This window comes from Streptomyces sp. NPDC030995, assembly GCF_055571215.1.
Genome location: NZ_JBVIFS010000004.1, coordinates 122,680 through 143,434, shown reverse-complemented (window position 1 = coordinate 143,434; position 20,755 = coordinate 122,680). Strand labels below are relative to the sequence as shown.

The window sequence follows — 20,755 nt, the reverse complement described above, 5'->3', positions numbered from 1 at the left end:
TCGTGCGTGTCAGTTCTGGTGCGCCTCGTAGTGCGCGACGGCGTCTGCGGTGCGGCCCGCTCCGTACACCCGGAGGAACTCTGCCAGTTCCGGGTGGCTGGGGGCGAGGGTGTTCGCCGCGTCGATGATGTCGCCGGCCGCGGAGACCGAGCGCAGCAGCGACTGGATCTCGCGGACGACCCGCTTGACGGTGGGTGCGCCGGAGCTCGTGGTGGTCTGGCCGCTGTTGCTGAGGACGGAGCCTCCCTGGGTCTTCTTGATCTCGTCCATCCGGTCGGTGGCCTCCCCCGCGCTGACGCTTCCGTCGGCCACCTGGCCGGCGAGATCCTGGAGGGCCTGGACGCGCTGCACCACGGCCGGGTTCCCGATCTTGGCGCGCTGGCCGCTCATCAGCTGGGACAGCATGGGCGCCGACAGTCCGAGGACGGCAGCGAGGCGGGCCTGGTTCAAGCCGAGGTCATCTATGAGCCGGCGGAAGAGAGCTCCCAGCGGCTCCCCGTACCAACTGCGCTGAAGCTCCCTGGCTCTGGCCGTGGCCTCTTGCTGTACTGCGTCCACTCTTACTACTCCCCTTCGCTGGTGCGAACCTCGCGAGCATCTTACGGAGAGTGGTCGCAGGGCGGGAGTCCCTATTATTTTGCGAGATGAGGGGGTACACCCGGTACTCTGTTCTGCGGAACGACCACCTTCCCGCGTGGGACGGGTGCGTCCGGTTTCACGGGGCCTTAGCTCAGTTGGTAGAGCGCTGCCTTTGCAAGGCAGATGTCAGGAGTTCGAATCTCCTAGGCTCCACATATCAGACCCTTCTGACCTGCGGAAACGCAGTCAGAAGGGTCTTTTTCATTGGCCGGGCGGCGGCCGCCCGTTCCATCAACAGCCCGCCTCGTCGGCCGACTTGATGACCACGCATCCCCGGCATCCCCCGCCGTCCCCCGGATGGCCCCGTCACAGGGCCGCCCGGCGCCCCGTGTCGGACAGTGGGGGAAGGCACCAGCCCAGGGGGGCGCGATCACGCCGGAGGCGTACAGACATGGGACTCTTCGACTTCCTGAAGTCCGACAAGAAGAAGGCACACGAGGCCGCCGAGAAGACGAAGGAGCAGATGGAGCGGCAGGCCCCGGCCGCCGACGCCGCCTCGGCCACCAGGGCCGCCGCCGAACGCATGGCCGCCGCCGCGCCGCCCAAGCCCGCGGCCCCGACCCCCGGGTCGGCCGCGCACAAGGCCGTGCCCGTCGCCCCCAAGCCCGCCGCCATGCCGCCCAAGCCCGCCGCGGCCTCCACGATGCCCGGCGCACCGCACACCCCGTCCCCGACGTCGGCCGCGCACAAGGCCGTTCCGGCGGCGCCGACCCCCAAGCCCGCCGCCACGGCCAGGAAGCGTACGTACACCGTCAGGCCCGGCGACTCGCTCTCCGCGATCGCCGGCCGCGAGCTCGGCAACGAGGCGCGCTGGCGCGAGCTCTACGCCATGAACAAGGGCGTCGTCGGCCCCAACCCCGACCTCATCCGGCCGGGCATGGTCCTCACCCTCCCGAGCTGAGGGAAGGCGACGCGGAAGGGGCCCGGATCCAGCCGGATCCGGGCCCCTTCGCGTGCGTGCGCCGCTCAGCGCTGCTTGTCCTCCGAGGAGGGACCGGGCTCCGCCTCGCGCTCCTTCTCCGCCAGCTCGTCGTCGAAGCTCGCCGGCTCGGCATCGCGCGCCGGCACCTCGGTGGCCGCCGGCGGCTCGACGAGCCAGTCCGGGTTCGACTGCTGGTCCCACCACTTCCACGCCGCGAAAGCCGCGCCCGCCAGGACGCCGACCACCGCCACGCCGCGCAGCGCCCGGCCGCAGCGCGCCCGCCGCTCGTGGCGCCGCACCAGCTTCCGCACCTCCTTGGCCGACACCTGGCCGCGCAGCGCGGCCAGCGCGGCGGTGGACCGCGACGCGGCCTCCTCGGCCATCGGGGTGGCGGCCGCGATCGCGCTCTCGATCTTCGGCTGGGTGTAGTCGGCCGCTTGCCGCGCCGCCCGGCGCGTCTGCCGCACCGCCTTCGTCGCCGCCCGGTCCACGTTCGGCGGCACATGCGCCCGCGCCGCCTTGAGCCGGGGATGCAGATGGCTGTCGTACGTCATGCGGGCCTGCCGCGCGGTCTCGTTGGCCGCGTGCGACAGCTTCGGCGCGAGCACTTCATTCGCCTCGTGCGCGTAGTGCGCCATGGCATCTTTGGCGGTCCCTGCGTACGGTGCCACCACTTCCGACGCGTGCCGCACGGTCTCCCTGGCGCTTTCCGCTGCCGCGAGCACGCTGTCCTTGCGGGTCACAGGATTCCTCCTTCTCGGTGGCGGACACAGTTCACCTTTCCACCCTTTGTCGGATCATGCCTGCCATATCGCCGACCGGCATGCGTGACAGGGCATACGGGTGGACGATTTCAGTGCCGCGGAGCGCTCCGTGCGACCATCTGGACCGACAGTGATGACTATGGAAGGCAGATCCGTGGCCGAGAAGCTCTACGCCACCCTGAAGACCAACCACGGCGACATCCAGATCGAGCTTCTGGAGAACTTCGCTCCGAAGACCGTCCGGAACTTCGTCGAGCTCGCCACCGGAGCCCGCGAGTGGACCCGTCCCACCGACGGCCAGAAGACCACGGACCCGCTGTACGACGGCACCGTCTTCCACCGTGTCATCAGCGGCTTCATGATCCAGGGCGGCGACCCGCTCGGCAACGGCACCGGCGGTCCCGGCTACCTGTTCGCGGACGAGTTCCACCCCGACCTGGCCTTCACGAAGCCCTACCTGCTCGCCATGGCCAACGCGGGCCCGGGCACCAACGGCTCGCAGTTCTTCATCACCGTCGCGCCCACCGCCTGGCTGACGCGCAAGCACACCATCTTCGGCGAGGTCACCGACCCGGCCAGCCAGAAGATCGTGGACGCCATCGCCGCCAGCGCCACCAACCCGCGCACCGAGCGCCCCCTGGACGACGTGATCATCCAGTCCGTCGTCGTCGAGAAGCGCTGACCGCCCCGGGACCCGGCCGCCGGACCCCGGACACCGCCCCGGGAACCTTTCCGCCCCGCCCGTCCGTACTGCATGCGTACCCATTGCGGGGGCCATGCCGGACCGGCGGGGCGCACCCTGTGCCTCGCCGCCGATCGAGGGAACCGATGGACACCGACCGTCTGCCGGGCTGCTACCGCCACCCGGACCGCGACACGGGGATCACCTGCACCCGCTGCGAGCGCCCCATCTGCCCCGAGTGCATGATCAGCGCCTCGGTCGGCTTCCAGTGCCCCGAATGCGTCCGCGCGGGCTCAGGCACCGGGCACCGCCCGAGCGCCAACGCGCCGCGCACCCTCGCCGGCGGGGTGGTCGCCGCCGACCCCCATCTCGTCACCAAGACCCTGATCGGGATCAATGCCGCGGTGTTCCTCGCGGGCCTGGCCGCCCCGGCGCTCGTGGTCCGGCTGGAGCTGCTCGGCCGGTACGTCGAATTCCTGGGAGCGCCCGTCGAAGGGGTTTCCACCGGCGAGTACCACCGGCTGCTGACCTCGGTGTTCCTGCACACCGAGTGGTGGCACATCATCGGCAACATGATCGGCCTGTGGGTGATCGGCGGCCCGCTGGAGGCGGCGCTGGGCCGGGCCCGCTATCTGGCCGTCTATCTGCTCTCGGGCCTGGGCGGCAGCGCCCTCGTCTACCTGCTGACCGCGCCGAACACCCCGACGCTCGGCGCGTCCGGCGCCGTCTTCGGCCTGCTCGGCGCCACCGTCGTGCTGGCGCGGCGGCTGCGGTACGAGATGCGGCCGGTGATCACCATGGTCGTGCTGATGCTGGTGCTGACCTTCGTACCGATCGGCAGCGGGCTCAGCGTGTCCTGGCAGGCCCACGTGGGCGGCCTGGTCACCGGCGCCCTGGTGGGCCTGGGCATGCTCGCGCCCACCGCCGGCAGGAATCGCACACTCATCCAATGGGTGACCTGTGCGGGGGTGTTCCTGCTGGCAGCGGCGCTGATCCTGCTCCGCACGGCGGAACTCACCTGATCACACCGGCGTCAACTCTCCACAGGGTTATCCACAGATCTTCTGTCTTTTCCTCAGGTGTGGATGACGCTGTGGATAACTCATGGGGAGAGCTTCCGTCAGAGACCGGGACGTGCTACTTCCACTGCGTGGAAACGCCGAATCCCGCGGCGATGAAGCCGAAACCGACCACAATGTTCCAATTGCCCAGGGCCTCGATCGGCAGCTGGGTCTCGGTCACGTAGAAGACGACGATCCACGCGAGTCCGATCAGGAAGAAGGCCAGCATCACCGGGGCTACCCAGCTGCGGTTCGTCAGCCGGATGGCCTGCGGCTGCCGCGTGGGCGGCGGCGTGTAGTCGTCCTTCTTGCGGATACGTGACTTCGGCACGAGGGGCTCTCCTGTCGATGCGCTGGGGACCTTGCCTGCCCCGGGCGTCCGTTAGCGTAGTGGACCTGTGGCGTAGAAGGAGAAGGGTACGTTGAGCAATTCCGACGACTCCTCCGCGGGTCCCCGCCGCCGGGCCAGACCGGTCCGGCTGCTGACCGCCGCCGTCTTCGCCCTGGCCGGGCTGCTCTTCGTCACCAGTTTCAACACTTCCAAGGGTACGAACATCCGCACGGACGCCTCGCTCCTGAAGCTGTCGGACCTCATCGAGGAGCGCAGCCAGGACAACGCGGCGCTGGAGGAGAGCACCGGAGCGGCCCGCCGCCGGGTGGAGGCCCTCGCCGATCGCGACGACGGCAGCACCAAGGCCGAGGACGCCAAGCTGGCCGCCCTGCGCAAGGCCTCGGGCACCGAGGAGCTCTCCGGCAAGGGTCTGACGGTGACCCTCAACGACGCCCCGCCGAACGCCACCGCCCGCATCCCCAACGTGCCCGAGCCGCAGCCCAACGACCTGGTGATCCACCAGCAGGACCTCCAGGCCGTGGTGAACGCCCTGTGGCAGGGCGGCGCCCAGGGCATCCAGGTCATGGACCAGCGGCTCATCTCCACCAGCGCGGTGCGCTGCGTGGGCAACACCCTGATCCTCCAGGGCCGGGTCTACTCGCCGCCGTACAAGATCTCGGCGGTCGGCGACCCGGGCGCGTTGCGCAAGGCCATGGCGGCCTCGTCGGCCCTGCAGAACTACCAGCTGTACGTGAACGCGTACGGGCTCGGCTGGAAAGTGGACGAGCACAAGGCGCTGACACTTCCCGGCTACTCCGGCACAGTGGACCTCCACTATGCGAAGCCGGTGGCAACCACCCCGTGAACGGGTCCGTCCCGACGTCGTACTGCGCCTGGTGGTACGGACGTTCAGCGAGGTGTGCCTGACGGCGGGCACCCTGATCGTGCTGTTCGTGGCGTACGTCCTGCTGTGGACCGGGGTCAAGGCCGACCGGGCCATGGACGGGGAGATGGCCCGGCTGCGCGACCGCTGGGCGGCGGCGGCCCCGGCGGCCGCGCCGCAGCCGGCGGCACCGGAACCGGCGGCCCCGGCAGGGCAGGCGCCCCCGCAGCGCTACCCCGCCGGTCAGGCCTTCGCCGAGATGTACATCCCGCGCTTCGGCCCGGACTGGAACAAGCCCGTCCTGGAGGGCACGGGCGCCGAGCTGCTGAAGAAGGGCCTGGGCCACTACGCCGGCACCGCCCGCCTCGGCGCCACCGGGAACTTCTCGGTGGCCGGCCACCGGCGCACGTACGGAGACCCCTTCAAGGACTTCCCGCAGCTGCGCGAGGGGGACGAGGTGATCCTCAAGGACGCGAGCACCTGGTACACGTACACGGTCCGGGGCGGGCCCCTGCGCACGCTGCCGACCGACGTCGCAGTGGTCGACGCGGTGCCGCGGAAGTCGCCGTTCACGGCCCCCGGCCGGTATCTGACCCTGACGACCTGCGATCCCGAATGGGGCCACAGCCACCGGCTGGTGGTCTGGGCGGAGCTGACCGGCACGCGCACCGTGGGGCAGGGCCGGCCGGACGGTTCGTCCGGGTGACCCACCCGGCCGGGCCGCTGCCTTTAGTCTGTTCGCGTACCGCTCCTGCGGTACGTGGAACGATCGTGGACGAAAAGGGAAACAGACGGCATGTACGGCTGGATCTGGCGGCATCTGCCGGGGAACGCGTGGGTACGCGCGCTGATCTCACTCGTACTGGTCCTCGCGGTGGTCTTCGTGCTCTTCCAGTACGTCTTCCCGTGGGCCGAGCCGCTCCTTCCGTTCAATGACGTGACGGTGGACGAGGGATCGGGAGCCACTCCGTGAGCGCGCGCATTCTGGTTGTGGACAACTACGACAGCTTTGTCTTCAACCTGGTCCAGTACCTCTACCAGCTCGGCGCCGAGTGCGAGGTGCTGCGCAACGACGAGGTCGAGCTGTCGCACGCGCAGGACGGCTTCGACGGAGTGCTGCTGTCCCCCGGGCCCGGCACGCCGGAGGAGGCGGGCGTGTGCATCGACATGGTCCGCCACTGCGCGAACACGGGCGTCCCCGTCTTCGGCGTGTGCCTCGGCATGCAGTCGATGGCGGTGGCCTACGGAGGGGTCGTGGGCCGGGCGCCCGAGCTGCTGCACGGCAAGACCTCGCCGGTGGTCCACGAGGGCCGGGGCGTGTTCGAGGGCCTGCCCTCCCCCTTCACCGCGACCCGGTACCACTCCCTGGCGGCCGAGCCCGAGACCCTGCCCGACGTGCTGGAGGTCACGGCGCGGACCGAGGACGGGATCATCATGGGGCTGCGGCACCGGGAGCACGACGTCGAGGGCGTGCAGTTCCACCCCGAGTCGGTGCTGACCGAGTGGGGGCACCGGATGCTCGCGAACTGGCTGGTCCGGTGCGGTGACGCGGGTGCCGTGGAGCGCTCGGTGGGGCTGGCCCCGGTGGTGGGCAAGGCCGTCGCGTGACCGCGGTCGCGCCGTCCGCGCCCACGCAGGGCCGGGCCGCGCGACGCAGGGCAGCTCAGGAGGCCGCGAAACGGGCCGCCAGGAACACCCGCAGACGGGGCGGCCGGCGGCGCAAGCGGCCGGCCTCGGGCGGCCCGGTGGTCATCGCGAGCCGGCTGGCCGGAGAGCTGTTCATCACGCTGGGCCTGGTGATGCTGCTGTTCGTCGCCTACCAGCTCTGGTACACGAACCTGCTGGCGGAGCGGACGGCGAACGGAGCCGCGGGCTCGCTGCGGCAGACGTGGGAGAAGGAACCGGGCGGCGGAGCCGCCGCGCCGCCCGTGACGGCGTTCGAGCCCGGCCAGGGCTTCGCGATCCTCTACATCCCGAAGCTGGACGTGAAGGTCCCCGTGGCGGAGGGCATCAGCAAGCCGAAGGTGCTGGACCGGGGAATGGTCGGGCACTACGGCGAGGGCTCCCTGAAGACGGCGATGCCGGCCGACGCGCAGGGCAACTTCGCGGTGGCCGGACACCGCAACACCCACGGCGAGCCGTTCCGCTTCATCAACCGGCTGGTGCCCGGGGATCCCGTGGTCGTCGAGACCCGGGACGCGTACTACACGTACGAGATGACCTCGGCGCTGGCGCAGACGCCGCCGACGAACGTGTCGGTGATCAAGCCGGTGCCGGAGGGGTCGGGGTTCACCTCACCCGGCCGGTACATCACGCTGACCACCTGCACCCCGGAGTTCACCAGCACCTACCGGATGATCGTATGGGGCAGGATGACCGATGAACGCCCCCGCAGCCAGGGCCCACCGCCCGCGCTGACCAGCCCGTAGCCGCTCTAAGGACGAATCAGCAGTGTCTCGTGCCCGCCGCCGCGCCGCGGCCCCGCCCGTCGGCAGCCGCAGTGTGCTCGCCGGGTTCCTGAGCCTGCTGGGCGAGGTCCTGATCACCGTGGGCCTGGTCCTGGGCCTGTTCGTGGCCTACTCGCTGTGGTGGACGAACGTGCTCGCGGACCGGCAGGCGTCGGCGCGCGGCGACGAGATCCGCCAGCAGTGGCAGGCGCCGGCGCCCGCGAAGCCGGCGGAGCCGGGGGCGCTGGACACCGAGGGCGGCGTCGGCTTCCTGCACGTGCCGGCGATGAAGAACGGCGAGGTGCTGGTCAAGCCGGGTACCGACCCGGACGTCCTCGACGACGGCGTCGCGGGCTACTACACGCAGCCGGTGAAGTCGGCACTGCCGTGGGACGCGAAGGGGAACTTCTCGCTCGCGGCGCACCGGGACGGGCACGGGGCGAAGTTCCACAACATCGACAAGGTGAAGAACGGCGACGCGATCGTCTTCGAGACGCGGGACACCTGGTACGTCTACAAGGTCTTCGCGGAGCTGCGCCAGACCTCGAAGTACAACACGGACGTGATCAACCCGGTCCCGAAGGAATCGGGCAAGACGGCCCCGGGCCGCTACATCACCCTGACCACGTGCACCCCGGTCTACACGTCGAAGTACCGGTACATCCTGTGGGGCGAGCTGGTCCGGACGGAAAAGGTGGACGCGAAGCGAACGCCTCCGGCGGAGCTGTGGTGACGGTGGTTACGGTGTGTAACTGAGTGCCTCGCAGGCACTCAGTTACGGGGGCTGTGGATAAGTCGGGTGACTGAGTTGCTGGAAGTAACTCAGTCACTAGCGCAGTACCTGGAGCTGGACACCCGCGCTCCACGCCTCCAGAAGGCCCCTGTGGACGGCCGTGACGCCTCCCTGGGCGGAGATGGCCAGGGCCTCCCGGGTAAAGGCGCACGTGGCCACGTAGAGGGCCACGTCGGCCTGGTGGAGCACCTTGGACGCGCCGAGGAACTTCTGCATCTCTCCGCTGAGCACGTGCCGGAAGGGCGCGAAGTTCTTGCACTGCACGGCGACCGAGCGTCCGTCGGCGGTGCGGGCGGTGATGTCGACCCCGCGGTCGCCGCCGTGCCCGCCGTACACCTCGACGTCGGTGCACCCGTCGCGGCGCAGCAGCCCGGCGACATGCTGCTCGAACTCCCTCCAGTTCATGGCGTCGATGGTCCCGATGACCCCGGTGAGGGCCTTCACGTCCTGGCCGCGCTGGAGCCGGCTGAGCTGGAGGTCGTGCTCGACGAGCTTCATCTGGATCTGCTGGACGTCCTCCCGGAGGGAGATCAGCTCGCGGCCCTGTTCGCCGGAAGTCTCGATGAGCACGTTCAGCATGGGCACGACGGTCTTTCCGAGCACGTCGGTGATCCGGCCGTCGATCCGCTCGTCGAGCTCGTCCCATTTGGGCCTGTGGATAGAGTTATCCACAGGTCGTGTACGCACCTCGTACTCGGCGTCGAGGAGGTACGTACGCACCTGACGTGCGACTTCGCTGTCCCGGAGGAGCATTCCGACGTTGAGGACAGCCCTCCGACTGTAGATCGTGAGGTTGCGGCGCTTTGAGAGTGACAAGTTGTCACTCTCAAAATCCCGTAGTTCGGAACCCCTGAGCACGGACAGTCCGTTGGTTGCAAGCTCCTCACGGTGACGTTGGACAAGTTGGCGGATTGCCGTCTCCGCAACCTCGTAATACGCCGCCACCATCGCCGTCGTCACGTGCAGCCCGTCCGGCAGCAAGGACAGGGCCTTCACCTTGTCCAGGACGTGCGTCCGTTCCAGAACGCTCGTTCGCAGGGTCCGAGATTCCAGCAGTACCGATTCGTTGATCATGACCCGTCCCTCCCGGGTGGAGTCCGGTACCCCACCCCCATCCGGGTTAACGAATTCGTACATATGAAGACACGTACGCAAAAAGGTCCGGCCCCTCTCCGAGGAGAGGGGCCGGACCTTGTTCTGTCCTGCGGGCCGGGCCGGAGGCTAGCGGCGGCCGGGGCCGCCCGTCAGGCCGGCGATGATGCCGCCGTCCTGCTGCTGGCCCGCCGTCGTCCAGACGTTGACCGACTGGCCCGAGGTGCCCGGGGTGTTCGGCGCCGGGTCGGAGGCCACGATGATCGCGTTGTCGTCCGTCGGGCCGCTGACGATCCCGAGCTTCAGGTTGGCGCGCTTGAGGTCGTCCTTGTACTGGCCCAGGGTCTTGCCGACGAAGCTCGGGACGGCCGTCGCCTGCGCGACCTTGGCGATGGTGATGTTGACCGTCTTGCCCACCTCGAGCTGCTGCCCGGCGGCGTACTGCTGCTGGACGACCGTGCCGGGGGCGGCTCCGGGCTGCTCGGCCTCCGTCACGCTGCCGAGCTTCAGCTTGGCGTCGTTGAGGGCCTTGATCGCCTCGTCCTTGGTCTTGCCCTTGAGCTCCGGGACATCGGCCTTGGACAGTTCCTTGGCGACGGTCAGCGTGATGACGCTGTTCTTCTCCGCCTCGACGCCCGCCTTCGGGTTCTGTTCGAGGACGGTGCCCGGGGTGCGGTCGGACTCCTGGGGCTTGCGGTCGACCTGGAAGCCCTTCTCCTTCAGCGCCCGCTCCGCGTCCTCGTACTTCATGTTGAGCACGTCGAGGACGGGGATCTTCTGGGCGCCCGAGGAGATCGTCACCGTGACCGTGGAGCCCTCTTCGACCTTGGTGTCGGCCACCGGGTCCTGCTTGCAGACGTTGCCCTTGGGCTGGTCGTCGCAGGGTGCGTCGGTGCCCTTGACGACCTTGAGGCCGACGTTGTCGCCGCTCTTCTGCGCCTGCTCCAGGGTCTGGCCGACGAGCTTGGGCACGGAGGGCCGGTTGTCGGCGCCCCCGCTGAAGAGGGAGCGGCCGATGAGGATCGCGCCGACGAGGACGAGGACGCCGGCCGCCACGAGCAGGACCGTGGAGGCCTTGCTCTTCTTCTGCTGGCGGCGGTTCGGGCCCTGGTCGTAGCCGCCGTGGCCCTGGTCGCCGTAGCCGTATCCGCCGTCGCCCGGGGGCATCGGCGGCATCATCGAGGTCTGGCCGGCGTCGGTGGTGCGCAGGGCGGTGGTGGGCTGGTCGTAGCCGGGCTGCCCGTAGCCGTGGTTCTGGTCGGGGTAGCCGTAGCCGGCCGCGCCCATGCTGGCGGTGGCGGCTACGGGCTGGCCGTCGAGGCAGGCCTCGATGTCGGCGCGCATCTCGTCGGCCGACTGGTAGCGGTAGTCGGGGTCCTTGACCAGTGCCTTGAGGACGATCGCGTCCATCTCGGGCGTGATCTCGGGGTCGAAGTTCGACGGCGGCTGCGGTTCTTCCCGTACGTGCTGGTAGGCGACGGCCACGGGGGAGTCGCCGACGAACGGGGGCCGGACGCTGAGGAGCTCGTAGAGCAGGCAGCCCGCGGAGTAGAGGTCGGAGCGCGCGTCGACCTGCTCGCCCTTGGCCTGCTCCGGGGAGAGGTACTGGGCGGTGCCGATGACGGCGGCGGTCTGCGTCATGGTCATGCCGGAGTCGCCCATGGCGCGGGCGATGCCGAAGTCCATGACCTTGACCTGGCCGGTGCGGGTCAGCATCACGTTGGCGGGTTTGATGTCGCGGTGCACGATGCCGGCGCGGTGCGAGTATTCGAGGGCCTGGAGGATGCCGATGCACATTTCCAGGGTGCGTTCGGGCAGCAGTTTGCGGCCCGAGTGCAGCAGTTCGCGCAGGGTGGATCCGTCGACGTACTCCATCACGATGTACGGGATGGAGATGTTGTCGACGTAGTCCTCGCCGGTGTCGTAGACGGCGACGATCGCCGGGTGGTTCAGCGACGCGGCCGACTGGGCCTCGCGACGGAACCGGGCCTGGAAGGACGGGTCACGGGCGAGATCGGCACGCAGGGTCTTGACGGCGACGGTACGGCCGAGCCGGGTGTCGTGGGCGAGGTAGACCTCGGCCATGCCACCACGGCCGAGCACGTGGCTCAGCTCGTACCGGCCGCCGAGGCGACGCGGCTCTTCCATAACGTTGCAGCCCTCTCCGTCAGTCCCGACCGCACCTGTGTGTGGTCCGGCGGTGTGCTGTTCGCGCAAAGGCTACCGGCCGATCGTCCGTGATCGGTTCGTGGCCACAGCCTGATACTGGACCGGTACCGTACGCTCGGATCCGTGCGGGTTCAGTGACATGGGTCACTCCGCTCCGGTCCGTTATCCCTTGATTACTGCTGGCCCTTCAGGACCGCTTCCATGACCGCCTTGGCGACGGGGGCGGCGAGACCGCCACCGCTGATGTCCTCACGGTCCGCCCCGCTGTCCTCGATGACGACGGCGACGGCGATGGGCGAGGTGCCGTCCGCGTTCTCGGCGTAGGAGATGAACCAGGCGTAGGGGCGCTTCTTGTTGCCCTCGCCGTGCTGCGCGGTGCCGGTCTTGCCGCCGACCTTCACGTCCTTGATCTTGGCGTTGCCGCCGGTGCCGGCGTCGACGACGTTGACCATCATCTGCTGGACCTTCTGCGCGTTGGCGGCGGAGAGGGGCCGGCTCATTTCCTGCGGCGAGTGCTTCTCGATGACGTCGAGGTTGGGGGCCGTGAGGTGGTCGACCATGTAGGGCTTCATCAGCTTGCCGTCGTTGGCGATCGCGGCGGTGACCATGGCCATCTGGAGCGGGGTGGCGGCGGTGTTGAACTGCCCGATGGAGCTCAGGGCGTTGCCGTCCTTGGCCATCTTCTTGTCGTAGATGCTGGCGAAGGCGCGGACCGGGATGTCGATCTTGTCGTTGTTGAAGCCGAACTTCTCCGAGGTCTCCACCATCTTGTCGCGGGTGACCTTGTCGCCCAGGTTCGCGAAGACGGAGTTGCAGGAGACGCGCAGTGCCTCGTTGAGGTTGGCCTTCTCGCAGCCCTTGGCGTGGTTCTCCATCACGGTCTTGGTGCCGGGCAGGAAGTACGGCTCGGGGGTGTCCGTCGGGTCGTTGATCTCCTTGACCACGCCGTGTTCCAGGGCGGCGGCCGCGGTGACCACCTTGAAGGTGGAGCCCGGCGGGTACGTCTCGCGCAGGGCGCGGTTGACGAGGTTCTTGTCCTCGCTGTCCTTGAGCTCGACCCAGGCCTTCTCGTCGTCCTTGGAGTTGCCGGCGAAGCGGGAGGGGTCGTACGAGGGGGTGGAGACCAGGGCGAGGATGGCGCCGGTGCGCGGGTCGATGGCGGCGACCGCGCCCTTGTTCTTGCCGAGCTTCTCGAAGGCGGCCTTCTGGGCTTCGGGGTTGAGCGTGGTGACGACGTTGCCGCCCTGCTTCTTCTCCCCGGTGAACATGCCGATGGTGCGGTCGAAGAAGAGCCGGTCGTCGTTGCCGGTGAGGATGCCGTCTTCGAGGGATTCGAGCTGGGTGGAGCCGAAGGCCTGCGAGGCGTACCCGGTGACGGGGGCCCAGAGCTCGCCGTTCGCGTAGGTGCGCTTGTACTTGTAGTCGCTGCCGTTGGTGACCGCGGAGCCGGTGATCGGCTCGCCCGCGACGATGATGTTGCCGCGTTCGGTGGCGTACTGGGCGATCTGGACCCGGCGGTTCTCCTTGCGCGTGCTGAGTTCCTCGGCCTGGACGTACTGGAGCCAGTTGGTGCGGATCAGCAGTGCGAGGACGAGCAGCCCGCAGAACAGCGAGATGCGGCGCAGGGGCTTGTTCATGACGGGCGGACCACCTGGGTCATCTCGGAGTCGGGGGACGGGGCGGGGGCCGGGGCGGGGCGGCGTGCGGTGTCGCTGATCCGGATGAGGATGGCGATGAGGATCCAGTTCGCGAGGACGGAGGAGCCGCCGGACGCGAGGAAGGGCATGGTCATGCCGGTGAGGGGGATGAGGCCCATGACTCCGCCGGCGACGACGAAGATCTGGAGCGCGAAGGCTCCGGAGAGGCCGATGGCGAAGAGCTTGCCGAAGGGGTCGCGGGCGGCGAGGGCGGTGCGCACGCCCCGCTCGATGATGAGCCCGTAGATCAGGAGGAAGGCCATCACCCCGGCGAGGCCGAGTTCTTCGCCGACGGTGGAGAAGATGAAGTCGGAGTTGGCGGCGAAGCCGATCAGGTCGGAGTTGCCCTGGCCCCATCCGGCGCCGAGGACGCCGCCGGAGCCGAAGCTCATGATCGACTGGCCGACCTGCTCGCAGGCGCCCGAGGTGCTGTAGCAGGCGAAGGGGTCGAGCCAGGCGGTGACGCGGGCCTTGACGTGGCTGGCGGTGGCGCCGACGACGGTGGCGCCGCCGACCGACATGAGCAGGCCGATGACGATCCAGCTGGTGCGCTCGGTGGCCACGTACAGCATGATCACGAACATGCCGAAGAAGAGCAGCGAGGTGCCGAGGTCGTTCTCGAAGACGAGGACGAGCAGGCTCATCGCCCAGATCATGAGGATCGGGCCGAGGTCGCGGCCGCGGGGCAGGTAGAGGCCCATGAAGCGGCGGCTGGCGAGTGCGAGGGCGTCCCGCTTCACCATGAGGTAGCCGGCGAAGAAGATCGCGATGACGATCTTGGCGAACTCTCCGGGCTGGATGGAGAAGCCGCCGACGCTGATCCAGATCTTGGCGCCGAAGACGTCGGCGCCCAGGCCCGGGATGACGGGCAGGATCAGCAGGACCAGGGCGCCGGCCATGGAGATGTACGTGAACCGCTGCAGGACGCGGTGGTCCTTGAGGATGAGCAGGACGGCGGCGAACAGGGCGATGGCGACCGCCGTGTACATCATCTGGCGGGGCGCGGAGGGGGTGAAGGCGCCGAAGGACCGCTTGGCGAGGTTCTGGAGCCGCTCGGACTGGTCCAGGCGCCAGATCAGGACGAGGCCCAGTCCGTTGAGGAGGGTGGCCAGCGGCAGCAGCAGCGGGTCGGCGTACTTGGCGTAGCGGCGTACGACGGCGTGTGCGATCCCGGCGAGGGCACCCAGGCCGAGTCCGTAGGTGAGCATGCCGGGGGGCAGCTTGCCGTGGATCGACAGGCCTACGTTGGCGTAGGCGAAGATCGGGATGACCACGGCGAAGACGAGCAGCAGGAGCTCGGTGTTCCGCCGGCTCGGCAGCTCGATGGCGCCGATGGTGGTCGTGTTGGTGACAACGCTCATGGTGTGGCAGGCCCCCTGTGCCCGCGAATGTCTACTGCTTGCCGCACAGGCTGACCACTTGCTGCTCCGCGGGAGTCAGAGTGGAGCCCGGTGTCTGGTTCTGCGCCTCGGCGTTGCGGCGCTCTTCGTCCTTCTTGCAGGCGGAGACCTGGACGCTGAGCTCGTCGATCTTCTCGCGGGCGCCGTCGAGGTTGCCTTCGCTGATGGTGGCCTCGACCAGCTTGCGCTTGAAGGGCGGCAGGTACTTCAGTTCGATGTCGGGGCGGTCGGTCTCCACCTTGGAGAGCTCCAGCGGGCCGAGCTTCTGGCTGATGCCGCGGAAGAGCGCCACGTGCTCGCCCTTGACGCCGACGTAGTACTGGGTCTGGGTCCAGCGCCAGCCGGCGTAGCAGCCGCCGCCGATGACGCCGGCGACGAGGAGCAGGGTCAGCGTGCGGGTGGTCCACTTGCGCCCTTTGCTGCGGCGCCGGCGGGGGTGGTCGTACGTGTCCTCGTAGCCGGAGTCGGCGTCGTAGCCGTCGGCTTCGCCGAAGGTGCCGTACGCGCCGCCCTGGCCCTGGTCGCCGTACCCGTAGGCGGGTGCGTCGCCGCTGCCGGGCGGGCCGAAGGCGCCCGCGGGCGGCGGGACCTGGCGGCCGAGGCCGGAGGCGCGGCCGGCCGGGGTCTGCATGGCGTTGCCGCCGTCGAAGAGCTGGTGCTGGTTCTCGGCGACCGCGCCGACGACCACAGGGGTGTCGTTGACCTGGGCGGCGAGGGTGTCGCCGCTGTCGGTGTCGAGGACGTCGGCGACGATGCAGGTGATGTTGTCGGGTCCGCCGCCGCGCAGTGCGAGCTGGATCAGCGACTGCACGGTCTCGCGGGGGCCGTGGTAGTCGGCGAGGGTCTCTTCCAGGGTCTGGTGGGAGACGACGCCGGAGAGCCCGTCGGAGCAGATCAGGTAGCGGTCGCCGGCGCGGACCTCGCGGATGGAGAGGTCGGGTTCGACGATGTCGCCGCTGCCGAGCGCGCGCATGAGGAGGGAGCGCTGAGGGTGGGTGGTGGCTTCCTCTTCGGTGATGCGGCCCTCGTCGACGAGGCGCTGCACCCAGGTGTGGTCCTGGGTGATCTGCGTGAGGACGCCGTCGCGGAGCAGGTAGGCGCGGGAGTCGCCGACGTGGACGAGGCCCAGGCGCTGGCCGGTCCACAGCAGGGCGGTCAGCGTGGTGCCCATGCCCTCGAGCTGGGGGTCCTCCTCGACCATGACGCGCAGCTGGTCGTTGGCGCGCTGCACTGCCGTGGCGAGGGAGGTGAGGATGTCGGAGCCCGGGACGTCGTCGTCGAGCTGCACGAGGGTGGAGATCACCTCGGAGCTCGCGACCTCGCCGGCGGCCTGGCCTCCCATGCCGTCGGCGATCGCGAGGAGACGGGGACCGGCGTAGCCGGAGTCCTCGTTGCCCTCGCGGATCATGCCCTTGTGTGATCCGGCGGCGAACCGCAGGGACAGACTCATGCGCACCTGCCCTGTCGACGAAGCTTCCTCCGGGTACAACCGGTCTCGAGCCACACTGCCCACCCTCCGGTCGGGAGCGCGCTCGGGTCCGTGTCCTCGGTGGGACGGATCGCCGCCGCGCGCTCGCTCCGCTCGCTCATTCTCGTACTACTTCCGCAGCTCGATGACGGTCTTGCCGATGCGGATCGGTGCGCCCGGCGGAATGGGCGTCGGGGTGGTCAGCCGGGTCCGGTCGAGATACGTGCCGTTGGTGGACCCGAGATCCTCGACGATCCACTGCCCGTCACGGTCGGGATAGATCCTGGCATGGCGGCTGGACGCGTAGTCGTCGTCCAGCACGATCGTGGAGTCGTGGGCGCGGCCCAGCGTGATCGTCTGGCCGGCGAGGGCCACCGTGGTTCCCGTGAGGGTGCCCTCGGAGACGACGAGCTTGGTCGGCGCACCGCGGCGCTGGCGCTGCTGCGGCGGAGCGGCCTGGCGGCCCGCCTGCTGCGGGGCGCCGGCGGCGCCGCCGCGGCGGGAGCCGCGCTGGGTCACTCTCGTTCCGAAGAGATCGCTGCGGATGACCTGGACGGCCACGATGACGAACAGCCACAGGACGGCTAGGAAACCCAACCGCATGACCGTCAGGGTCAGCTCTGACATTGCCCCCGCTTCACCCTTCGGCTTGCCGGTAAATGATGGTGGTGCTGCCCACGACGATCCGCGAGCCGTCGCGGAGCGTAGCGCGGGTGGTGTGCTGCCCGTCCACCACGATGCCGTTGGTGGACCCGAGATCCTGGATCGTCGAGGGCGTTCCGGTCCGGATCTCACAGTGCCGGCGCGATACGCCGGGGTCGTCGATCCGCACGTCGGCTTCCGTGCTTCGGCCGAGTACGAGCGTGGGGCGCGAGATCTGGTGGCGGGTGCCGTTGATCTCGATCCAGTGGCGCCTCGGGGCGCCGGAGTTGGCCACGGGGGCGACGGGTCCGCCGGGGGCGGGCCGGCGCGCGCCGGGGCCGCCGGGCGGCGGGGCGCTGGGCATGGGCGGGGCGGCGACCGGCGGGTAGCCGTAGCCGCCCTGTGCCTGGCCCTGGGGGGCCTGGCCGTGCGGTGCGCCGCCTGCCTGGGGCTGGGAGGTGCTGGAGGCCAGGGTACGACTGCGGACCCGGTAGAGCCCGGTGTCGAGGTCGTCGGCCTTCTCCAGGTGGACCTTGATGGGGCCCATGAAGCTGTAGCGCTGCTGCTTGGCGTAGTCGCGGACCAGGCCCGCGAGCTCGTCGCCGAGCTGCCCGGAGTACGGGCTCAGGCGGTCGTAGTCACCGGCGCTGAGCTCGACGATGAAGTCGTTGGGGACGACGGTCCGCTCGCGGTTCCAGATGGTGGCGTTGTTGTCGCACTCCCGCTGGAGGGCGCCGGCGATCTCCACCGGCTGGACCTCGGACTTGAACACCTTGGCGAAGGTGCCGTTCACCAGACCTTCGAGTCGCTGCTCGAATCGCTTCAGAACTCCCATGGGGCACCTCCTCCGTCGTTGTCGCCCTGTACTGCTTACTGATCGTATCCACGCGTGGCGGATTCGGGTGGTTCCCCATCGGTCCTGCGAGGACGAGTGTTGGTCCTCACAAGGGATCGTAGGGGCGCCCCAGGGACAGTGTCCCGCACCTGGGGCGGAGTGCGGGAGGGGCCGTCCCCACCGGGGTGCGGGGGCGACGGGAAAGCGATGTGATTCCACCCCGTACGCCGTGCTAATGTTTCGACGTCGCCAGGGGAACGGCCCGAAAGGGAAGAACCACTGGGGCGCTGCTCGGGCGAGTGGCGGAACGGCAGACGCGCTGGCTTCAGGTGCCAGTGTCCTTCGGGACGTGGGGGTTCAAATCCCCCCTCGCCCACATCGACGAAACGGTCGTCATCGCGAAAGCGGTGGCGGCCGTTTCGTGTTTCCCCCGATCTCGACGCGGGGCATCTGCCGCTGTCCCGTGGGTGATCCAGGACACGTGGCCGATGTCGCTGTCCGCCGTGCGACTTTCGTCGTACGGGGCGCGACGAAAGAGGGCGGCCGTCGGCGTGTGCGGGTGTCTAGGGTCGGTCGCGTGGATGCGAAGGCGAAGACGCGTGCGGGCTGGGACTGGCTGAAGGGGCCGGAGCCGTGGACCGGGCGGATGCTGGCGGGGGACCTGCTGCTCGCGGCGGTCCTGGCCCTGCTCGGGCTGGGGGTCGAGGAGCTCGACAACGGCTCCGGGAAGCGGATGCTGGCGAGCGCCGCTGTCGTGCTGGTGCTGACCCTGCTGCGGCGGCGGCTGCCCGCGACGACGCTGGTGATCGGATCGGCGGTGGGTGCGTACCTGCCCGGGTCCTTCCTGGTCATGGGCCTGCTGGGCTGGTCGGCGGGGCGCCGGATCGTCGGCGTGGGACGGGCGCTGGCCGCGTTCACGATCGCCTTCCTGGCGTCGGTCGGCTTCAGCATCGTGCACGAGTGGGCGCAGATGCGGCCGCTGCTGGTGATCGTCTTCTCCACCCTGATGTTCCTGGCGATGACGGTCATGCCGGGCCTGGCCAGCCGGTACTGGCACCAGCGCCGTACGCTGCTGCGCGCGCTCCAGGAGCGCAACGGGCAGTTGCTGCGCGAGCGGGCCATGGTCGCGGGACAGGCGAGGCTGCGCGAGCGGCAGCGGATCGCCCAGGACATGCACGACAGCCTCGGCCACCAGCTGGCGCTGATCTCGGTGCACACCGGTGCGCTGGAGGTGGATCCGAAGCTCACCGACCGCCAGCGCGAGGCCGTGGGGGTGCTGCGGCAGGCCTCGGTGGCGGCCATGCACGAGCTGCGCGAGGTCGTCGGCATCCTGCGCGACGGGGTCGAGGCGCCGGTCCCCGCGGACGAGGCGGCGCAGCCCGCGGCGCGCGGGGTGGCCGGGATCGCGGGGGTCGTGGAGGCGGCGCGGGGCGCGGGGACCGACGTACGGCTGACCGCGTCGGGGCAGCCCCGGCCGCTGGTGGCGGCCTGTGACCACGCGGCGTACCGGATCGTGCAGGAGGCCCTGACGAACGCGTACAAGCACGCGCCGGGGGCGCCCATCACGGTCGAACTGCGCTACGAGGACGACGCGTTGGTGGTGGAGATCGCCAACGGTCCGGCGGCGGGCCCGGGAGTCGGCGAGGTGGTGTCCGGCGGCCAGGGGCTGACGGGGCTGCGCGAGCGGGCCCGGCTGGTCGGCGGGATGGTGCACGCGGGCGAGACCGAGGGCGGTGGGTTCCGGGTGGCGGGGGTGCTGCCGTACGGGGCGGAGCCGGCCGGGGTGGAGGACGTCGCGGACGACTTCGGCCAGCAGACGCAGGCCCAGGCGCTGGTCGGGGCGCCGCCGATGGACTGGGCGGCGGTGGACCGGGAGTTGGCGGTCCGGGGGCGCAGCCGGACCGGCGGGGTCGCGCTGGGCTGCGGGATCGCGGTGGCGGCGGTGGTGCTCCTGGTGATCGTGATCGGGGCCTTCGCGGTCCTGGTGGTGGGCTCGGTCAACGACGCGATGCTCGACCGGGCCGAGTTCGACTCCGTGCAGGTGGGGGACTCGGAGCAGTCGGTCCGTGGCCGGCTGCCCTCCGGGGAGAGCATCCTGACCTCCGGCATGGACCGGAAGGGGCCGCCGCGGCCGGTGGGTTCGAGCTGTCTGGCCCTGCTGTCGACGGAGGAGTCGGAGCTGACCACCGATACGGTTTTCCGGTTCTGCTTCAAGGACGGCAAGCTCGTGGACAAGCAGGCGTACGAGGTCAAGCAGTAGGAGCACGGGTGACAGCCGAAGTGATCCGCGTGGTGATCGCCGATGACGAGCCGTTGATCCGGGCCGGGATCAGGATGATCCTGACCTCGGCGGCGGACATCGAGGTCGTCGCGGAGGCGGCGAACGGCCGGGAGGCGGTGGAGCTGGCCCGCTCGCACGCGCCCGACGTGATGCTGCTCGACATCCAGATGCCGGTGATGGACGGGCTGACCGCACTGGGGGAACTGCGGCGGGCCGCCCCGGAGGTGCGGGCGCTGATCCTGACCACTTTCGGTGAGAAGGAGAACGTGCTGCGGGCGCTGGGCCAGGGCGGTGCGGGCTTCCTGCTGAAGGACTCAGCGCCGGGCGAGCTGATCGGGGCGGTCCGGGCGGCCGCGGCCGGGGACGCGTACCTCTCGCCGGGGGCGACCCGGCACGTGGTGGACCAGCTGGCGTCGGGGACGGCCGCGGCGCGCGGCGAGGAGGCCCGGCGCCGGGTGGCGGAGCTGAGCGAGCGCGAGCGGGGCGTGCTGGCGCTGCTCGGGGAGGGCCTGTCCAACGCGGACGCGGGCCGGCGGCTGCACATGAGCGAGGCGACCGTGAAGACGTACGTGAGCCGGATCCTGGCGAAGCTGGGCTGCGAGAACCGGGTCCAGGCGGCATTGCTGGCCAGGGACGCCGGGCTGTAGAT

20 protein-coding genes, 2 tRNA genes and 1 pseudogene are annotated in these 20,755 nt (G+C 69.8%); 13 read left to right on the top strand and 10 right to left on the bottom strand.

Annotated elements, in window-relative coordinates; all coding sequences use genetic code 11:
- Positions 1-9: 9 nt before the first annotated feature.
- Positions 10-558, bottom strand: coding sequence for a helix-turn-helix domain-containing protein (locus ACZ45T_RS09095; protein ID WP_030012999.1), 549 nt, complete (start codon positions 556-558; stop codon positions 10-12).
- Between the two features lie 161 nt (positions 559-719).
- Between ACZ45T_RS09095 and ACZ45T_RS09090 the strand changes: the two genes are divergently transcribed.
- Positions 720-792, top strand: a tRNA-Ala gene (locus ACZ45T_RS09090).
- Between the two features lie 238 nt (positions 793-1,030).
- Positions 1,031-1,540, top strand: a complete 510-nt coding sequence (locus tag ACZ45T_RS09085) for a LysM peptidoglycan-binding domain-containing protein (protein WP_468439015.1) — start codon at positions 1,031-1,033, stop codon at positions 1,538-1,540.
- A 65-nt stretch (positions 1,541-1,605) separates the two neighbouring features.
- Here the strand turns inward: ACZ45T_RS09085 and ACZ45T_RS09080 are convergent, their stop codons facing one another.
- A complete protein-coding gene (locus ACZ45T_RS09080) occupies positions 1,606-2,304 on the bottom strand; it encodes a DUF5324 family protein (protein ID WP_468439013.1) in 699 nt (232 codons plus the stop codon).
- 175 nt (positions 2,305-2,479) lie between these two features.
- Here ACZ45T_RS09080 and ACZ45T_RS09075 point away from each other — a divergent pair, with 175 nt between their 5' ends.
- Complete coding sequence (locus ACZ45T_RS09075; protein WP_468439395.1) at positions 2,480-3,007, top strand: peptidylprolyl isomerase; 528 nt, start codon at positions 2,480-2,482, stop codon at positions 3,005-3,007.
- A 146-nt stretch (positions 3,008-3,153) separates the two neighbouring features.
- Positions 3,154-4,029, top strand: a complete 876-nt coding sequence (locus ACZ45T_RS09070; RefSeq protein ID WP_468439012.1) for a rhomboid family intramembrane serine protease — start codon at positions 3,154-3,156, stop codon at positions 4,027-4,029.
- A gap of 115 nt (positions 4,030-4,144) precedes the next feature.
- On the opposite strand, the gene crgA is transcribed toward ACZ45T_RS09070, so the two are convergent.
- The gene (gene crgA / locus ACZ45T_RS09065; protein WP_319721979.1) at positions 4,145-4,399 is read right to left on the bottom strand and encodes a cell division protein CrgA; all 255 of its coding nucleotides are present in this window, start codon (positions 4,397-4,399) and stop codon (positions 4,145-4,147) included.
- Positions 4,400-4,490: 91 nt separating this feature from the next.
- On the opposite strand from crgA, the gene ACZ45T_RS09060 reads away from it, so the two are divergent.
- From ACZ45T_RS09060 to ACZ45T_RS09035, 6 genes and pseudogenes are all read left to right on the top strand, one after another.
- On the top strand, positions 4,491-5,264 hold the full coding sequence (locus ACZ45T_RS09060; protein WP_468439011.1) for a DUF881 domain-containing protein: 774 nt from the start codon (positions 4,491-4,493) through the stop codon (positions 5,262-5,264).
- Complete coding sequence (locus tag ACZ45T_RS09055; RefSeq protein WP_468439010.1) at positions 5,236-5,988, top strand: class E sortase; 753 nt, start codon at positions 5,236-5,238, stop codon at positions 5,986-5,988. The genes ACZ45T_RS09060 and ACZ45T_RS09055 overlap by 29 nt, the downstream gene beginning before the upstream one ends.
- Positions 5,989-6,078: 90 nt before the next feature.
- Positions 6,079-6,255: a hypothetical protein gene (locus tag ACZ45T_RS09050; protein WP_030011120.1), complete on the top strand. Its 177-nt coding sequence runs from the start codon at positions 6,079-6,081 to the stop codon at positions 6,253-6,255.
- Positions 6,252-6,890, top strand: a complete 639-nt coding sequence (locus ACZ45T_RS09045; RefSeq protein WP_468439009.1) for an aminodeoxychorismate/anthranilate synthase component II — start codon at positions 6,252-6,254, stop codon at positions 6,888-6,890. The genes ACZ45T_RS09050 and ACZ45T_RS09045 overlap by 4 nt, the downstream gene beginning before the upstream one ends.
- Before the next feature lie 149 nt (positions 6,891-7,039).
- A pseudogene (locus ACZ45T_RS09040) lies at positions 7,040-7,711 on the top strand (class E sortase); the annotation flags it as partial.
- Positions 7,712-7,733: 22 nt separating this feature from the next.
- The gene (locus tag ACZ45T_RS09035) at positions 7,734-8,462 is read left to right on the top strand and encodes a class E sortase (RefSeq protein WP_468439008.1); all 729 of its coding nucleotides are present in this window, start codon (positions 7,734-7,736) and stop codon (positions 8,460-8,462) included.
- A gap of 96 nt (positions 8,463-8,558) precedes the next feature.
- Here ACZ45T_RS09035 and ACZ45T_RS09030 read toward each other — a convergent pair whose 3' ends face one another.
- The 7 genes from ACZ45T_RS09030 to ACZ45T_RS09000 form a co-directional block, all read right to left on the bottom strand.
- Entirely contained in the window at positions 8,559-9,596 is a 1,038-nt protein-coding gene (locus tag ACZ45T_RS09030) for a restriction endonuclease (RefSeq protein WP_468439007.1), read from the bottom strand.
- A 147-nt stretch (positions 9,597-9,743) separates the two neighbouring features.
- Positions 9,744-11,762 (bottom strand): Stk1 family PASTA domain-containing Ser/Thr kinase, encoded by a 2,019-nt coding sequence (pknB, locus tag ACZ45T_RS09025; protein WP_468439006.1) that lies wholly within the window; start codon positions 11,760-11,762, stop codon positions 9,744-9,746.
- A 194-nt stretch (positions 11,763-11,956) separates the two neighbouring features.
- Entirely contained in the window at positions 11,957-13,420 is a 1,464-nt protein-coding gene (locus ACZ45T_RS09020; RefSeq protein WP_468439004.1) for a peptidoglycan D,D-transpeptidase FtsI family protein, read from the bottom strand.
- Positions 13,417-14,841 (bottom strand): FtsW/RodA/SpoVE family cell cycle protein, encoded by a 1,425-nt coding sequence (locus ACZ45T_RS09015; RefSeq protein WP_468439002.1) that lies wholly within the window; start codon positions 14,839-14,841, stop codon positions 13,417-13,419. Before ACZ45T_RS09015 ends, ACZ45T_RS09020 begins: the two co-directional genes overlap by 4 nt.
- Before the next feature lie 31 nt (positions 14,842-14,872).
- Positions 14,873-16,384 (bottom strand): PP2C family protein-serine/threonine phosphatase, encoded by a 1,512-nt coding sequence (locus ACZ45T_RS09010; protein WP_468439000.1) that lies wholly within the window; start codon positions 16,382-16,384, stop codon positions 14,873-14,875.
- Between the two features lie 93 nt (positions 16,385-16,477).
- Positions 16,478-16,975: an FHA domain-containing protein FhaB/FipA gene (locus tag ACZ45T_RS09005; RefSeq protein ID WP_360897191.1), complete on the bottom strand. Its 498-nt coding sequence runs from the start codon at positions 16,973-16,975 to the stop codon at positions 16,478-16,480.
- A gap of 10 nt (positions 16,976-16,985) precedes the next feature.
- Positions 16,986-17,825: an FhaA domain-containing protein gene (locus tag ACZ45T_RS09000; RefSeq protein WP_468438997.1), complete on the bottom strand. Its 840-nt coding sequence runs from the start codon at positions 17,823-17,825 to the stop codon at positions 16,986-16,988.
- Positions 17,826-18,118: 293 nt separating this feature from the next.
- Here ACZ45T_RS09000 and ACZ45T_RS08995 point away from each other — a divergent pair.
- The 3 genes from ACZ45T_RS08995 to ACZ45T_RS08985 all read left to right on the top strand — a co-directional run bounded on the left by ACZ45T_RS08995 (position 18,119) and on the right by ACZ45T_RS08985 (position 20,753).
- A tRNA-Leu gene (locus tag ACZ45T_RS08995) sits at positions 18,119-18,201 on the top strand.
- A 201-nt stretch (positions 18,202-18,402) separates the two neighbouring features.
- Complete coding sequence (locus ACZ45T_RS08990) at positions 18,403-20,085, top strand: sensor histidine kinase (protein ID WP_468438995.1); 1,683 nt, start codon at positions 18,403-18,405, stop codon at positions 20,083-20,085.
- Between the two features lie 8 nt (positions 20,086-20,093).
- Positions 20,094-20,753, top strand: a complete 660-nt coding sequence (locus tag ACZ45T_RS08985; RefSeq protein ID WP_468438993.1) for a response regulator — start codon at positions 20,094-20,096, stop codon at positions 20,751-20,753.
- The last annotated feature ends 2 nt before the right edge of the window (positions 20,754-20,755 follow it).